The following is a 16,496-nucleotide window of genomic DNA, read 5'->3' on the forward strand; positions in this document are numbered from 1 at the left end:
GTTTGTTTTATTGGTTCTTTTGTATTGACTATTTCATTATCCAAGTATCCTTACTTCCGCCACCTTGAGAAGAGTTAACAACAAGCGAACCTTCAGTTAGGGCTACTCTTGTTAAACCTCCAGGTACAATTTGCACTCCATTAGGACCACATAAAGCGTAAGGTCGTAAATCAACATGTCTGAGTTTGAGTTCTCCATCGATAAAACAAGGAACTGTACTGAGTTGGATAATAGGTTGTGCAATAAAATTTCGTGGATTCTTTACAATAGCAATTTTAGCGTCTTCTAATTCTTTTTCGGTGGCTTTATTTCCCATAACCATTCCGTAACCACCACTTCCATTGGTTTCTTTAATAACCATATTACCCATATCGGAAAATACAAATTCACGTTCTTCTAAATTTTCCATTTGGTAGGTCGGAACGTTTTTAAGAATAGGTTCTTCATTTAGATAATAACGAATCATTTCAGGGACATACGCATAAACCGCTTTATCATCTGCAACGCCATTTCCTACTGCATTAACTAAGGCTACTGTGCCTAATTTGTAAGCACTTATTAAACCAGGAACTCCCAAGGCGCTGTCTGGTCTAAATACTAATGGATCTAAATATTCATCGTCTAAGCGTCTATAAATAACATCAACTTGCTGAAGACCTGAAGTTGTTTTCATATAAACTTTACCGTTATTTACCACTAAATCTCGTCCTTCAACTAATGGAATTCCCATTTGTCTAGCTAAAAAAGTATGTTCGTAATAAGCAGAATTATATACCCCTGGAGTCATTAAAACCACATTAGGCTTCGAAATGTTTCTAGGAGAAAGGGACACTAAGATATTATGAAGTATCATAGGGTAGTTAGCGACCATACTAACATTGTTAGCGCTAAACATCTCTGGGAAAATTCGCTTAGTGATTTCTCTATTCTCTAACATATAACTTACACCACTAGGACATCGTAAATTGTCTTCTAGGACATAAAATTCACCTTTCTCTCCTCTTATTAAATCAATACCTGCAATATGAACATGAATGTCATGAGGTACTTTAATACCATGAACTTCTGGCATATAATGCGGGCAGCTTGTTATTAGTGCAGCTGGAATGATACCTTCTTTTACAATGAGTTGGTCATTGTAGATGTCTTCTAAAAATAAATTAAGGGCTTTTAAACGCTGTGCTATTCCCGTTTCTACTTCATCCCATTCATTTTTTGTAAGAATCCTAGGAATTATATCAAACGGGAAAATTCGTTCTATTCCTTGATCTTCATCACTGTAAACCGTAAATGTAATTCCCTGGTTCATGAAAATATCCGAAGCGAGATTGTGTTTCTTATTTAACGTTTCAAGATTTAAACTTTCTAATGTTTGTAATACTTGACGATATGAGTCTCTTACGCCATTTTTAGAAAACATTTCATCCCATCCCCTTGGGTTTAAATTAGGTGTTAATTTTACCATGTCCTCTGTTGTTGAATAATTAATGAAAAACCAGTTTGTTGTAAATAAACTGTAATTTTTTAGTTAAAAATACGGTTTTAATACTTTCAAATAAAATTTTTATTGAAAAATTCAAGACAAATATATAATTCTCTTTATGTTGGCTTTGTATTTAAGAATAGTTATTTTTTCATCTTTTTTTTTTACTTATTAACAGTGTTTTATATACTACTAATAAGTAAAAAGCCTTTAAAACAGAGGTATGCGGATCTTTTGTAGTTTAGAAACCAACTTATAAAACGAATGCAAGTAGTGGTGCTTGGGGATTTTATTCTTGTACTATGAATTATTAGGAAAAAGCGGTGTTTTTTTAAATTGCAAACCACAATCAATTTATTTTTTGAAAGTGGATTCTGTGGATCTCATCATTCCTTCCGTATTCCATGTACCAGAAACAATCATACGTCTGATGGTGTATAGCGGGTCTATTGAATCTCTTTTAGTCGAAAGGATAAATGCCATTTCATAGCCACTTTCTTTTACTTTAGGAATGGCTTCTTTGTTCCATAAACCAAATGGGTAAGCAAAGTAAGTAACTGGTTTTCCGATGATGTCTTCTAATTTTTTCTTAGGTTTAACCAATTGAGTGTTCCAGTCGTCACCTGAATATTTCGTCACCATATGATGGTCCCAAGTATGAGCTCCAACAACATGTCCGTCATCTGATAACTTTTTAATTTCCTCTGCTGTCAAATAATTTGGTCGATTGATTGAAACCGTCATAACAAAGAAAACCCCTTTGAAACCGTATTTGTTCATTTCGGCAGCTCCTATGCTGAATTGTTCGCCACGCGTATCGTCAAAAGTAATCATGACTGGTTTTGAAGGTAGCGGAGCATCATGTACAAGATATTCGTACAATTGATCTGGCAAGATGGAATGATAACCAGCATCAGATAACGCTTTCATTTGCTCTGCAAAGTTGGCTGGTTTTACTGAATAGACTTTGGTCATGGGACCAGCATTAGCATCAAAATTCTTAATGTTGTGATAGCACAAAATAGGAACTTCTTTTTTTGAAAGAATAGTGGCAGCATCATTGGTCACTTTCTGTACTTCAGTTTCCTTTGCAACAGCGTTTACCAAAGTTGTTTTCTGTGGAACATCCTCTTTGCTTGTTTCCTCAGCTTTTGATTGGCAGCCTTCCAAAATGATAAGTCCTAAAATCAGACAGGCAAAATAATTTTTCATTGTACTGTATTTATTGAAATTGAATATAGCTTGGTTTTGGTGTGAATTTCAGCAATTCTTCTGGAGTGTACATTTTTGAATTGTTCCAATTGTCATTTTTATAAAACAATTTAAAACCAGTAAACTGGACCGGCTCTCTATAAATATAAGTCAGATAGGTTGATCTTTTTAACACTCTACTTCCAAAACCATCCATATCCATCACTACCTGAACCTCAGGAAGCGTTTTTATTCTTTTATAGTCGGTTACCATTCCTTGGGTGAAACGGTGTACAACAAGGACTTTAGGCGTTAGTTTGTTTTCACGAACAACCTTTGCTAGAATATCAATGGCGTCATTTATATCATCGGCTGTAAAACTTCCAATTTTAGTTCCAGGAACATGACCGTTTTTCAAAGAAAACTCAGGGTCAATTCCTAAATGAACATTGGGTAAAGAAAGGTATTTTATCAATTCGCTCACTTCTGCTTTAACAGTACTGTGTCCTATTTGAATGTCTAAAAACACCAAAGCATCAATGGGTTTTGCCCATTTAAGAACGGTATCTATTTGTTTGAACGGCATGCGCATGCGATACATGTTTGCGCTTCCTGGCGATCCTTGAGCTGTAACGGCTATGTAATGTAATGCGGGAATCGCTTTTACCGTAGAATCGGCTGCGTTCCATTTGGCAACCTCACCTTGCAGTTTTGCTATCATTTGCTCCCTTGGGATTTCACCTAAAATCCCCATTCTTGTAGAATATAAATTTCCGTAAAAAGCAATTATTCTGTTGTACGGCAATAAAGCTCCAGGCAAAGGATAAGGAGTTTTAACTGGCCACCTTCCGGTAGTGTCGTTGTTGCTTAGCGCAATCATTCTTTTATTGTAGTCTACAGTGTCGATTGTAGCTTGGGCCTTTTTCTTTACAGAATCTATCTTTACTTCTGTAATTTTTTCATTTCCTTTCACTTCATCGGCAGCTTTACCTTGATTGCAACTGGAAAGTAAAATTAATTGGGTAAAAATAAGGAAGGTAATTGCTGTCTTTTTCATAAAATAGGTATAGGTGTTTACTACAAAGGTAAACCTATTTATGTCGCATTTATTACGTTTAGACAGTTAGATTTTATAATATTATTTGCGATAGAAATGACGTGAAATTTACTGCGAATCAATAGTTCTATTTGCTTTTTAATGGATTAAAAGAGGATTTTCTAATGATGAGATTGGTTTTTATTTCGATTGTTTTATGGCTGACTTCATTTTCAGTATTAATTTCTTCAATTAGATATTTAACGGCAACTTCACCTATCCTGTTCCCTGGCTGATCAATACTGGATAAACTAGGTTTTATGATTGTAGAGAATCTAGAATTACTGAAACCTACTACTGCAATTTCCTTTGGAATCTTAACTTTATTTTTTTTGAGTTGCATAATTGCCCCAATGCCTGCCTCGTCTATTATAGTAAATATCCCATCCGGTTTATTTTGAAGACTTAGTAAAACGGTGGTTAGTCGCTCGCCTTCTTCGATAGAAAGGTCTTCAGAGCTTAGTATAATACTCTCGTCTACCTCTAAATTGTATGTTTTTAATGCTCGTAGGTATCCTTGAAATCGTCTTTCAGAAACATTGGAACTATCTGTTTCTTTAAGAATTGCAATTCTTTTTTTGCCAATAGTAATCAGGTGTTCCACGGCTTTAAATGCGGCATCCTCATCATCAATAATTATTTGCGTACAAGGCACTTTATTTGAAATTCTGTCAAACAATATCAACGGGATGTGTTGTGTCATTTCTAGAATTTCCTCCACATTTTGAGTTTTTTTGGTCAAGGATAATAAAACACCATCTACTCCAAACTGACTCATTGTTTCTAGTAATTCGGCTTGTTTACGTTCATTATTGAAAGATTCGCAAATAATAACTTTATAACCACTTAATTCTGCCGTTGAAAGTATTCCTCTTAATAACGTAGATGTAAATTGATGTTCGATATCAGGAATAATTACTCCAATTATATTTGATTTTTGGGAGCGAAACCCTTTCGCAAATAGATTTGGCGCGTATTTTACTTTATTGGCGTAAGCCTTAACTCGCTCTCTTGTTTCATCGCTGATGTCTATATGGTTATTTAATGCTCTGGAAACGGTTGAAATAGACAATCCTAATTCAAAAGCCATTTTTTTTAAGGTAATAATATTTTTTTTGCGCATTTTTTATAGATATAATAGCAAAAGTACTAATTTTATTCTTGTTCGCAAACGTTACCGCAAACGTTTGCGGAAGTTTTCGATTGAAATTTAGCATCAAAACAACGAAATCGATTTTAATTTAGCCAAACAAATAACCAAAAGATTAACTTAATTAAACCATGTTATGAAAAAGTATATTAAAGTTTTTTTACTGCTTATAGGAACTTATTCCTATTCGCAATCTACCGTTAAAGGGACGGTTACTGATGAACAAAACAATCCCATCCCTTCAGCAAATGTTGTGATTGTAGGAACAAATGATGGCGCTACAACAGATATTGATGGTAATTTTACTATCAAAACAGCTAAGACTGGTGCACAAAAAATTAAAGGGGTTTTTATTGGCTTTTTTCCACAAACTAAATCGATAACAATTTCTGGAGATGTAACAGTAAACTTTTCATTAAAAGAAAGTATTGAAAGTTTGGACGAGGTAGTTTTAACAGTGAGTTCTAGTAAGAGATCACAAAAAGAAACGCCACTTTCTATTACATCTTTAAGTGCAAAAGATTTAACCAAGTTAAACACAAGTAGCCAAGCTAATATTTTAAGAAGTATTCCTGGAATTACTACTGAAAACGGAGGTGGAGAGGTAGCATCAAACGTGTTTGTGAGAGGTTTACCTTCTGGAGGACAATTCCAGTTTAATCCTTTACAAATTGATGGAATGCCAGTTTTGGCAACTTTTGGTCTAAACTCATCAGCTCATGATGTTTATTTTAGAACTGACATCGGAATTAAAAGTTTAGAATTTGTACGTGGTGGATCTTCTGTATTGTACGGAGTAGGTTCAGTTGCAGGGATTATTAACTACACAAGTGTAACAGGTTCTGAAACACCAAAAAACATTTTGAAATTAGAGTTAGGAACTAACTCAAGATATAAAGCTGACTTCTTGACAAGTGGACAATTAGGAGGTAAAGATTCAAAATTATTTTATGCATTGACAGGTTTTTATAGATATGATGAAGGACCAATAAAAACGGGTTTACCTACTGAAGGATATCAGTTGAGAGGTAATATTAAGAAAGAAACAGAAAAAGGATCAATTACTTTTTCAGGACAATTTATTGACGATCAAGTACAGTTTTTCTTGCCTTACCCACTTGAGGGAGGAACTAGAAACAGACCTACTGGAAATGATGGAAACGAAATCTTGACTTTACAAACTGTAGCTGCATCTAACTTTTCATACAAAACTCCAAACGGAATGTACACTTCTCCTATTAGAGATGGGGTATCTACAAAAGGAGGATATTTCATGACTAATTTTGTACACAACTTTAATGACAATCTTAAAATTGATGCAAAAATCAGAAAATCTAAATACGAGCACCAGTTTAATTTATTTTTAGATGGAAGTGGAGTTAGCGGAGCAAAAGCTGTTGAAACGCAACAAGAATATAAAGATGCTAGAGGATTAACTACAGGAAATTTTACATTACAAAACGGTACTGCTTTAGATCCTAATGCTCGTTTATTTGAAAATAGAATATTGGATAGAAACAGACCTTTAAGTGAATTGGTTTCAGATATCAAATTAAGTTATAAAACAGGAATTCATACTCTAACAGGAGGGACTTTTATGTCAAGATCTGAGGCAGGTGACTTTAATGTAACAACTAGTTATTTAAGTGAATACAGCAACCGCCCAGATTTAGTTAACTTATCTGGATATACTGTAAACGGAATTACAAATAGAGGAGTAGGTTATACAAACAGAAATATCTCAAGTAATAAATTAGCTTTCTTTTTTGCAGATGAGATTAAATTAGATCGTTGGAATTTTGATATTGGTATTCGTCATGAAACAGCTTCAGGGAATATTGAAAACGAAAAAACAAAATCATATACTGTAGATAATACAGGTATTTCAAATTTGGATAATGTAGTTTGGGGTACAGGTTCTTTTCAAACAGGACACGTTTCAGCTAATGACTTTGCAGTTGCTTTAGCAGCTTTGTACAAAGTGAATGATAACGCAAGTGTTTACGGAAACTTTTCTAGAGGTTATTTCTTCCCAGAATTAAGAAGTGTGAAATTTGACGCATTTGACAATCCATCATCATACACATCTGAAAAAATTGTACAAGGAGAAGCGGGTTTAAAATATGGTAAAGGTTCATTCTCAGGAACTCTTGCTGCATTTATGTTGAACTTATCTGATAGAAGAGCGATTGAATTTATCAATGACCCAAATAGTGCAGCTCTTATTGAAAAAGTTGACAAACAAAGCACAAAATCATACGGTTTAGAGACTACTTGGAACTGGAGATTTATTGAAGGATTTACCTTCAACGGAACTTTTACCTATCAAAAACATGAGGTTACTAAGTCTGAAAAAACACCTGCAATCGTAGGAAACAAATTAGTAAGACAGCCTAATGTGATGTCAAAATTAGGATTGTCATATGATAAAGCAAACTTTGATGCTAACCTTGACTATAGTTATGCAGGTGATAAATTTGCAAATGAGGCTAATACAATCAAGTTAGAAGGTTTTGGTATAGTAGATTTAAACCTTGGGTACACTTTTAATATTGGACAAAGTGACGAGACTTTACGTTTAGGACTTCAAAGTTTTAACTTATTAAACTCTGATGGAATTACTGAAGGATCACCTAGAATAGGAAACAATCAAACAGAAGAAGAATTTTTTGTAGGAAGACCAATTATCCCAAGAACGGCTTTGGTTAACTTAACATTTAGTTTCTAATATAATATTATCCAGGATGTCTTGGTATTAAACTATCAAGACATCCTTTTAATAAAAATAAAAAAAACGGTATGAAAAAAGATTTGGTTATTGAAGCGCAAAATGTATTAGATGGAAATTTTCAAGAAAAAGGATATTCTATCCCTTGTAAAGGATTATACCCTTTTCAATGGAAATGGGATTCTGGATTTATAGCCATTGGTTTTGCCCATTACGATATGGAAAAAGCCAAAAGAGAAATGAAAACACTTTTAGATGCACAATGGGGGAATGGATTTATTCCGCATATTGTATTTCATGTTGAGACAGATAGTTATTTTCCAGGACGTGATTTTCATTTATCAAAATTACATCCGGAATCTAATGATGCCTATCCTTCAACAGGAATGACACAGCCACCAGTATTGGGTTTCACATTAGAAAAAATGTATCAGATTGCTACTGATAAAAAAGATGTTTTAGATTTTATCAAAGACAATATTGATAAGGTGTATGAAAATCATCAGTATTTTTATAAAAATAGAGATCCTCAAAATGAAGGCTTAGTTTACATTTACCACAACTGGGAGTCAGGAACGGATAATTCCCCTTTATGGGATGACATTTGGGATACAATGAACCCTCCTTCTTATACTTTTGAGCGAAGAGACACTACTCACGTTGATGCTTCTCAAAGACCTTCAAATAGAGAATACGACCATTATTTGCATATTATCGAAATAGCAAAAGAGCATAATTACGATGATAAAAAGATTGCTGAGCTGTCTCCGTTTTTGGTACAAGATCCTCTTTTTAACACCATGTTGATTAAGTCTAATGAAGCACTAATTGACTTGTATAAAATAATAGGTGGAAACGAAGACAAAATCAAGCAACTAGAGCAATGGCAGGCTAAAAGTAAAGCTTCATTTAACACTAAATTATACGATGCGGAATTAGGTGCTTATATCCATTATGATTTAAGAAATGAAAAACCAATTCGTTTTGTAAGTTCGTCTTCGTTCACTCCATTATTCGCAGGAATTCCAAGTAAGGAACAAGCAGCGACTATAATACAAACAATGATGACTAAATTTGGAGGTGACGATATGTACTTGTGTGCGTCTTTCGATCCTACTAATGAAAGATTTAATCCTAAAAAGTATTGGAGAGGTCCGGTTTGGATCAATTTAAATTGGATTTTATATAATGGATTAAAGGATTATGGATATGATGATATTGCTGCCAGAGTAAAATCAGATACAATGGAGTTGATTACAAAGGCTGGTTTTTATGAATATTTTGATCCAAGAAAATCGGAACATACTGAAGGAAGTAAAGGTTACGGCGGAGCAAACTTCTCTTGGAGTGCAGCTTTGTTTTTGGACATGTTAGACAATTAATATAAAAAACGAATCATTATGAACTGGATTGACTATACGGTAGTAATTGTTTACTTAATTGCTTTTTTAGGATTAGGTTTTGTTTTTAAAGAAAACAAAGACGCCAAAGATTATTTTTTGGGTGGTAAGGATATGGGATGGTTTCCCTTGAGTTTATCAGCGATGGCGACCCAGCTCTCTGCAATTAGTTTTATATCTGCTCCTGCGTTTGTTGGGTTAGCGCAGGGTGGTGGAATGAAGTGGTTGACATTTGAGCTGGCCGTTCCATTGGCTATGATAGGGATTATTTTAATAATCGTTCCACCATTGTACCGTGCTAATATAGTCAGTATTTATGAGTTCGTAGAGAGACGTTTTTCTACTTCAACACGTATTGTTTTGAGTCTTGTTTTTCAAATAAGTCGCTCGTTATCAACTGGGGTGGGAGTATATACGATTGCGATTATTTTGCAATCGGTACTGGATATTAGTTTTCACTGGACCATTCTTTTAATCACCATAATCACCATTGTGTATTCCTACATGGGCGGAATGAAAGCCGTAGTTTGGGGTGATGCCATTCAAATGGTGATCTTGTTCGGAGGTTTACTGATTTGTATTTATTATGGATGGGATGTTCTTAAAGCTAATCCTAATTTTACAGGTTTTGATAGTGAACGCTTACAAGTAATTGACATTCCTAATCTTGGTTTTGACGGTGGAACTTATGGGCTGTTGCCAATGGTTCTGGGAGGTTTGTTTTTATACCTTTCTTATTACGGTACTGATCAAACACAAGCGCAGCGATTAATTTCTGCAAAGGATGAAAATGCGGCTAAGAAAATATTATTGACTAACGGATTGTTGCGTTTTCCAGTGGTGTTGACCTATTGTATTATGGGTTTAATAGTAGGTGCATTAGTGCATTTGACACCTGATTTCATGAATGAAATTGCGTCTTTGACTCAAAAAAATTATCCTGAAGAATTCTTAAAAAACGGAATCAAACCTGATTTGATGTTGCCTGTTTTTATTATGAAATATTTGCCACACGGTTTAATTGGGATTTTAATTGTTGGGATTTTATCTGCGGCAATGTCTTCTGTGAGTGCTACAATACATTCACTTGGAGCGGTAACTGTTGAAGATCTTTTTAATAGAGGTAAAGTAAAATTAAGTCAAGCAAAATACATGAAATTCTCTAAGATTTCAATTGTGTTTTGGGGTGTTGTTTGTATTGCTTCGGCCTACCTTTTTGGGAATAACGGAGGGACAGTGATTGAATTGATAAACATGATTTCATCGCAATTTTATGGTCCTATTTTAGCCACTTTTATAATTGCTATTTTAGTAAAAAGAGTCAATTATATTGGTATGAATGTGGGAATCATAGGAGGAGTTTTGATAAATGTTGCTATCAAATTTTTCTTTGATGATATCTTCTGGATTTGGTTTAACCTTACTGGATTTGTAATCACTTTCGTTTTAGCATTAGTATTTAGTGCTTTGTTTAAAACCGAAAAAAATGAAGATATTAATATTGAGTTTAAGGTAAATAGAGGAGATATTTTTTCAAAAGATATAATCATATTAGCTGTATTTTTCTTAATCATATTAGCAGTGAGTTTCAGTTTACCAACACTTTTAGCGATGGTGAAATGATGATTAAATAGGTGAATTGCAATCTAAAAACAGTACGATTTAAATTATAATTGTACTGTTTTTAGTTTTATAAAAGAATGATTAAACAGCAATCCTAATTTCGACGATTTTGAAAGTAATAATTGAAATGTTATTTGCATTTCTAATTTTGGTTTCTATAATTAGTTCATTTGGTTTTGTACTCAGAATATTAGGAGGGCTGTTTTTAGTTTAATTTTTGTCGAATAAAGAGTCACTGTGACCAATGATTCTGTAATAAAATAAAGAAAATGAGAGTTGTCATTGCACCAGATAAATTCAAAGGATCCCTATCAGCGTTAGAAGTTTGTCTCGCCATAGAAAATGGAATTAAGAAATTTGATTCTTCTATTGAAACCATCAAGCATCCGCTTGCAGATGGAGGTGAGGGAACACTTGATATATTGCAAAACTACTTTGAACTAAAAACAGTTTCGTTACTTGTAAAAGATCCTTTATTTAGAGATATTACGGCTACTTATATGGTTTCTGAAGACACGGCTTATATAGAAATGTCTAATGCATCTGGACTTCAACTGTTAAGGGAAGAAGAAAAAAACTGTTGCAATACGACGACCTTCGGAACGGGTCAATTAATTTTAGATGCCGTCCAAAAAGGTTTTAAAAACATTGTGTTGTTCATTGGCGGAAGCGCAACAAATGATGCAGGTATAGGAATGGCAACAGCTTTAGGCTATCAATTTTATAATGCCGATAATAAAAGTATAGAGCCCATTGGAAAATCGTTGCTAAGTATTCACAAAATTGAAAATGACAAATTACTTTTCACTTTAAGTGATATCAATTTTACCGTGGTTTGTGATGTAAAAAACCCTTTGTACGGGCCAAATGGTGCAGCTTATGTTTATGGCGGCCAAAAAGGAGCTTCATCAGAAGAAATAGAAACATTAGACCTAGGATTGCAAAATTTCAGCAAACAGGTTTCTAAATATTTGCATAAGGAAGTGGCTGAAATTCTAGGAGCTGGAGCAGCCGGAGGATTGGGAGCAGGAGCAGTTTGCTTTTTGAATGCTACAATTAAATCAGGAATTGATTTTGTGATGGAACAAACGGGTTTTGATGCATTGCTAAAAGACCAAGTTGATTTAATAATCACAGGAGAAGGTTCTGTCGATAAGCAAACTATTGAAGGCAAAGTTATCAAGGGAATTAGCGAAAGAGCGATTCAAAACAACATTCCGTTTTCGATTATTTCTGGAATTGTAAAAGACGAGAAACTAATACAAGAAAACTTACATCCTAAAAGTATTGCTTCGATTATGGAATTAGGTGTTACTACTGCCGATGCTATGAAAAATGCTGCTTTGCACATAAATGGAATAGCGCATAAATTGATAAAAGAACATAAGGCAAACTGATTTTTTTGAATTTAAAAAAAGGCTTGAATCAAATTACAACAAAGACTGTCAGAAATGGCGGTCTTTGTTGTGTTTTAAAGAAGTAGCTCTGCTAGGAATCAATCTTAGAATAAAAGAGTTGGATAGCCCAATTATTGGATTCACATAGCTATGATTTTCTATGATAAAGTGAAACGACTTTTAAGATTTATAAAATCTATGTTCCTAAGTGGTTATTTTTTTTATTAGATTAATTACAGCTACTGGTTATATTCACTTTAAATTTTTTTAACCACATAGAAACATAGAGAAAAAAGAGTTGGATAGCCCAATTATTGGATTCACATAGCTATGTTTTTCTATAATAAAGTGGAACGACTTTTAAGATTTATAAAATCTATGTTTCTATGTGGTTTAACTTTTTATTTAGTAGATTAATTAATTTTATATTAATTATAGCCAAAGGCTTATCTTTAGTTTAACCACATAGAAACATAGGAAAAGAGAGTTGGATAGCGCAATTCTTGGATTCATATAGCTGTGATTTTCTATACTAAAGTGAAACGACTTTTAAGATTTATAAAATCTATGTTTCTATGTAGTTTAACTTTGTATCCAGCGATTAAAAAGCTAATTTTAGCTCTTCATTTAATCTCAAGTCCTTGAATACAAAAGCACAGTTGGTTTTTAGTCTTTTCATTATCCAATTTTACTTTTCCCCAGTTTTTGGACAAGTAAAAAAAGATACGACTTCGCTTGCTGAAATAATTATAAAAGCGACTCCAATCCAAATAGCATTACAAAAATCAGCTTCTTCAGTTGCAGTGATTCAAAGAGCAGATTTGGATAAAAGTGATGGAGTAATCCTGACTTCGGTACTCAATAAAATTCCGGGTATTAATATGCAGCAAGGTGCTTTGAATACCAATCGAATTAGTATTCGCGGAATAGGCGCTCGTTCTCAATACGGAACTAGCAGAATTAAAGCCTATTTTGAAGATATTCCTTTGACGACTGGGGAAGGAGATACCACAATTGAAGATATCGATTTAGAAACTATTGGCGGAATCGAAATTAGCAAAGGTCCTAACAACACTAGCTTTGGCTCCGGATTAGGCGGAGTGATTCATTTGTTTGCGCGAGAAACTCCCGCAAGAGAATCGTATGCTAAATCGGGGACGACTTATGGCAGTTATGGATTAATCAAACAAAGTCTGGGTGCCGGCTATAGTGATGCTAATTCGAATCTATTTTCTAATTATACGCATTTACAAAGTGATGGCTTTCGGGCAAATAGTTCTTATGATCGGAAGTCGGTTAATGTGCATGCGAAACAAAAATTAGGAACAAAAGGGAGTTTGTCTTTTCTGGGAATTTTTACTCGTCTGAAAGCGTTTATTCCGAGTTCTATAAATGAGAATGATTTTATAAACCATCCCGAAAAGGCGGCGAGTACTTGGGCAGCGGCACAAGGATATGAGTCGTATGACAAATCACTTTTGGGCATCGGTTACAACTATTCTTTTTCAGACAAATGGACTTTTAAAAGCAGTGTTTTTTCTAATTTCAGAAAAGCGTACGAGCCAAGGCCTTTTAATATTTTGGACGAAAAAATAAATGGTTTAGGTTTTCGATCTACGCTAAATTATAAAGCCAAATTGTTTTCATTGCCTTTTGAAGCGAGTGTCGGAACTGAAATGCTAGCGGAGCAATATGCTTTTTCACTTTTCGAAAATTTGTATGTATCGCAGCCAGGAAAGGGCAGCATAGCTGGAGCCGAATTCAGCAAAATGAACCAGAATCGGAATTATAGTAATTATTTTTTAGAAGTGAATATTGAGCTTGTAGAAAATCTTCATTTAGAAAGTGGCTTGGCTTTAAATACTACAAAATATACGCTGGAAGATGTTTTTGAGCAAAACGGAAATCAATTAGAACAAGGCTATACTTTTGGGAAAGTTTGGTCACCTAGACTTGGGATTTCCTATCAGCTAAGCGGCGGAAAAAATATATTTGGCTCTATTAGCAAAGGGTTTTCAGTGCCTTTGGTGGCTGAAACGCTAACTCCCGAAGGACAAATCAATACCGACTTAAAGCCAGAAGTGGGACTTAATTATGAATTGGGTTTTAAAGGAAATTGGTTAGCATCAAAATTACACACAGAACTCGTTTTGTATAGCACCCAAATCAGCAATTTATTAGTAGCGCGACGTACTGCCGAAGATCAGTTTGTGGGGATTAATGCGGGAGAAAGTTCGCATCGCGGAATAGAACTTACGCTTAATTATAAACTTTTAAAAAGAGCCAATTTCGAAATAGACTCTTATTTATCCGCATCTTTTAATGACTTTAAATTTAAAGATTTTGTTGATAATGGGATTGATTATTCTGGTAATCGGTTGACAGGAGTTCCCAATCAACAATGGAATGCCGGAATTGACTTGAAAACAGCAAGCGGATTTAGTTTCAACAGCTCTTTTACGAGTATGGGAAAAATCCCGATGAATGATTCGAATACAAAATACAGCGAAGGGTATTCGCTTTTGGATGTCAAAGCAACTTATAGTTTTACAATTTTAAAGGTTTTAAAATCAACATTAAGTAGCGGAATTAATAATGTACTAGATCGCAAGTATGCCGCTAGTATTTTGCCTAATGCTACTGCTTTTGGCAACGCAGCGCCACGGTATTATTATCCGGGAAGTCCAATCCAGTTTTATGGCGGAGTTTCTGTTACTTATCTTTTTTAGTAAATCAGCTTACTTATTGCTTTACGGCTTCCACTTGTTCCAGGCTAATCATTTTAGGATTTTTGTTGCTCCAAGAATTCCTAATATAATTCATCACATCAGCCACTTCTTGATTGGATAATCCCATGGCAGGCATGCTACTGTTGAATTTTTTTCCGTTGACTACAATTTCACCTGATTGTCCAAATTTTATAGCATGAATACTTTGGGTTTCTTTTTTGCTGAGCCAATCAGAACCGTCCAGCGGAGGGAAGTTTTTAGAATCTCCTTTGCCGTTTGCAAGATGGCATTGCATGCAAAAATCAGCATAAACTTCTTTGCCTTTCGCCATGCTTTTTTCTAATGGTGTTTTTTCCTGATCGATTTTGGCAACAGCCAAATAATCACTTTCCCGACTTGAATTAAAGGCTTGAGTAGTATTCGAAAAATAGAACGCAGACGAGAGTGAAAGCGCGAGTCCTACAATTAGTTTAGAGGTTAACATATTAATTCGGGATAATTTTAAGAATTCCTTTTCCTTCCACTCCTATGTAAATATAGCCGTCTGGACCTTGAGCTACATTTCGTAAACGCCCAACATCAGTAGCAATTTTTTGTCGCCCAATGATTTCATTTCCGTTTAGTTTTACCAATTCTAAGTATTGAAATTTTAGTGAACCTACAAGCAAATGTCCTTTCCAGTCAGGATAGCGATCGCTAGTTACAAAAGCCATTCCGCTTGGTGCAATAGAAGGCACCCAATAGTAAATGGGGTCTTCAATTCCCGGTTTTACTGTTTCAGAACTAATAGAAGTTCCGTCATAATCGATTCCGTAAGTAACCACAGCCCAGCCATAATTAGCGGCTTTCTTGATGATGTTAATTTCGTCACCACCTTTTGGACCGTGTTCGTGTTCCCAAACATCTCCTGTAATAGGATTTATAGCTAATCCTTGTGGGTTTCTGTTACCATAAGTATAAATGGCTTCTTTTGCATTTTTTTGACCTACAAAAGGATTGTCTTTTGGAATACTGCCATCATCATTTAGACGGTATATTTTTCCGTTATCACGTGTAATGTCTTGTGGATTTACAAAATGCTCACCTCGTTCCCCAGCTGAGAAATAGAGATATCCCGCTTTGTCAAAAACAATTCGAGAACCAAAATGTTGCCCCTTGGTCGTATTGGGTCCGCATTTGTATAAAGATTCTATTTGTGTTAAAGCTCCGTCTAGCAATTTAGTACGAATCAGTTTAGTGTTTCCTCCCTCGCCTTCACCCTCAGTAGAGGCGTAAGTGATATAAATCCAACCATTTTTAGCATAGTCAGGATGCACGGCAATATCAAGTAATCCTCCTTGTCCACGATTGTAAACTGCAGGAACATTTTTTATTTCCGTTTTTACCCCATTTTTAATTTGGTATAAAATCCCGCTTTTTTCGGTAACTAATAAAGTTCCGTCTGGCAACCAAGCCATTCCCCAAGGGTTTTGAATACCATCAGCGACTGATTCAAGAGTATAATTTTTGACTTCGTCCTGAAGGATTAGATCATTTGGATTTTTCTGCGCTTGGCAGCTGAATATAATAAAGGGAAGTAGTAGTAGGCTGATTCTTTTCATGGTTTTCTTATTTAAATCGCGTTTGAATTAATCCTAACATTCGAAGATAGTAAAAGAAGAGAAGCGAAACAATCTATTTTTGAAAGCTTTGTTAAGGC

General features: G+C 34.7%; 11 protein-coding genes. 5 read left to right on the forward strand and 6 right to left on the reverse strand.

All coding sequences use genetic code 11. The features are described 5' to 3' along the window. Positions 1-28 precede the first annotated feature (28 nt). The 4 genes from BLV91_RS01510 to BLV91_RS01525 all read right to left on the reverse strand — a co-directional run bounded on the left by BLV91_RS01510 (position 29) and on the right by BLV91_RS01525 (position 4,860). Positions 29-1,465, reverse strand: coding sequence for a circularly permuted type 2 ATP-grasp protein (locus tag BLV91_RS01510; protein ID WP_091428811.1), 1,437 nt, complete (start codon positions 1,463-1,465; stop codon positions 29-31). A gap of 372 nt (positions 1,466-1,837) precedes the next feature. After that, positions 1,838-2,695 carry a polysaccharide deacetylase family protein gene (locus BLV91_RS01515; protein ID WP_091428813.1) on the reverse strand — a complete coding sequence of 286 codons (858 nt, stop codon included), beginning with the start codon at positions 2,693-2,695 and terminating at the stop codon, positions 1,838-1,840. Between the two features lie 10 nt (positions 2,696-2,705). Next, positions 2,706-3,731, reverse strand: a complete 1,026-nt coding sequence (locus BLV91_RS01520) for a hypothetical protein (RefSeq protein ID WP_091428814.1) — start codon at positions 3,729-3,731, stop codon at positions 2,706-2,708. A 127-nt stretch (positions 3,732-3,858) separates the two neighbouring features. Beyond that, positions 3,859-4,860 carry a LacI family DNA-binding transcriptional regulator gene (locus BLV91_RS01525; protein WP_245709581.1) on the reverse strand — a complete coding sequence of 334 codons (1,002 nt, stop codon included), beginning with the start codon at positions 4,858-4,860 and terminating at the stop codon, positions 3,859-3,861. 196 nt (positions 4,861-5,056) lie between these two features. Here BLV91_RS01525 and BLV91_RS01530 point away from each other — a divergent pair, with 196 nt between their 5' ends. The 5 genes from BLV91_RS01530 (at position 5,057) to BLV91_RS01550 (ending at position 14,797) form a co-directional block, all read left to right on the forward strand. Next, positions 5,057-7,648, forward strand: a complete 2,592-nt coding sequence (locus BLV91_RS01530) for a TonB-dependent receptor (protein WP_091428818.1) — start codon at positions 5,057-5,059, stop codon at positions 7,646-7,648. A gap of 71 nt (positions 7,649-7,719) precedes the next feature. Continuing rightward, the gene (locus BLV91_RS01535) at positions 7,720-9,030 is read left to right on the forward strand and encodes an amylo-alpha-1,6-glucosidase (RefSeq protein WP_091428820.1); all 1,311 of its coding nucleotides are present in this window, start codon (positions 7,720-7,722) and stop codon (positions 9,028-9,030) included. Positions 9,031-9,048: 18 nt separating this feature from the next. Then, the gene (locus BLV91_RS01540; RefSeq protein WP_091428823.1) at positions 9,049-10,671 is read left to right on the forward strand and encodes a sodium:solute symporter family transporter; all 1,623 of its coding nucleotides are present in this window, start codon (positions 9,049-9,051) and stop codon (positions 10,669-10,671) included. A gap of 269 nt (positions 10,672-10,940) precedes the next feature. Next, positions 10,941-12,068 carry a glycerate kinase gene (locus tag BLV91_RS01545; protein ID WP_091428830.1) on the forward strand — a complete coding sequence of 376 codons (1,128 nt, stop codon included), beginning with the start codon at positions 10,941-10,943 and terminating at the stop codon, positions 12,066-12,068. Between the two features lie 641 nt (positions 12,069-12,709). Continuing rightward, on the forward strand, positions 12,710-14,797 hold the full coding sequence (locus BLV91_RS01550; protein ID WP_091428834.1) for a TonB-dependent receptor family protein: 2,088 nt from the start codon (positions 12,710-12,712) through the stop codon (positions 14,795-14,797). A 13-nt stretch (positions 14,798-14,810) separates the two neighbouring features. Here the strand turns inward: BLV91_RS01550 and BLV91_RS01555 are convergent, their stop codons facing one another. Then, positions 14,811-15,281 (reverse strand): c-type cytochrome, encoded by a 471-nt coding sequence (locus tag BLV91_RS01555; RefSeq protein WP_091428836.1) that lies wholly within the window; start codon positions 15,279-15,281, stop codon positions 14,811-14,813. A 1-nt stretch (position 15,282) separates the two neighbouring features. After that, on the reverse strand, positions 15,283-16,398 hold the full coding sequence (locus BLV91_RS01560) for a PQQ-dependent sugar dehydrogenase (RefSeq protein ID WP_091428837.1): 1,116 nt from the start codon (positions 16,396-16,398) through the stop codon (positions 15,283-15,285). Between the last annotated feature and the right edge of the window lie 98 nt (positions 16,399-16,496).

The organism is Flavobacterium degerlachei (genome assembly GCF_900106645.1).
GTDB classification, from domain to species: Bacteria; Bacteroidota; Bacteroidia; order Flavobacteriales; family Flavobacteriaceae; genus Flavobacterium; species Flavobacterium degerlachei.

What these genes read in the sequence shown, in the direction of transcription:
- BLV91_RS01540 (WP_091428823.1), top strand. Translation starts at nt 9,049, where the DNA reads ATGAACTGGATTGACTATACGGTAGTAATTGTTTACTTAATTGCTTTT.
- BLV91_RS01515 (WP_091428813.1), bottom strand. Translation starts at nt 2,695, where the DNA reads ATGAAAAATTATTTTGCCTGTCTGATTTTAGGACTTATCATTTTGGAA.
- BLV91_RS01555 (WP_091428836.1), bottom strand. Translation starts at nt 15,281, where the DNA reads ATGTTAACCTCTAAACTAATTGTAGGACTCGCGCTTTCACTCTCGTCT.
- BLV91_RS01530 (WP_091428818.1), top strand. Translation starts at nt 5,057, where the DNA reads ATGAAAAAGTATATTAAAGTTTTTTTACTGCTTATAGGAACTTATTCC.
- BLV91_RS01525 (WP_245709581.1), bottom strand. Translation starts at nt 4,860, where the DNA reads ATGGCTTTTGAATTAGGATTGTCTATTTCAACCGTTTCCAGAGCATTA.
- BLV91_RS01545 (WP_091428830.1), top strand. Translation starts at nt 10,941, where the DNA reads ATGAGAGTTGTCATTGCACCAGATAAATTCAAAGGATCCCTATCAGCG.
- BLV91_RS01560 (WP_091428837.1), bottom strand. Translation starts at nt 16,398, where the DNA reads ATGAAAAGAATCAGCCTACTACTACTTCCCTTTATTATATTCAGCTGC.
- BLV91_RS01520 (WP_091428814.1), bottom strand. Translation starts at nt 3,731, where the DNA reads ATGAAAAAGACAGCAATTACCTTCCTTATTTTTACCCAATTAATTTTA.
- BLV91_RS01535 (WP_091428820.1), top strand. Translation starts at nt 7,720, where the DNA reads ATGAAAAAAGATTTGGTTATTGAAGCGCAAAATGTATTAGATGGAAAT.
- BLV91_RS01510 (WP_091428811.1), bottom strand. Translation starts at nt 1,465, where the DNA reads ATGGTAAAATTAACACCTAATTTAAACCCAAGGGGATGGGATGAAATG.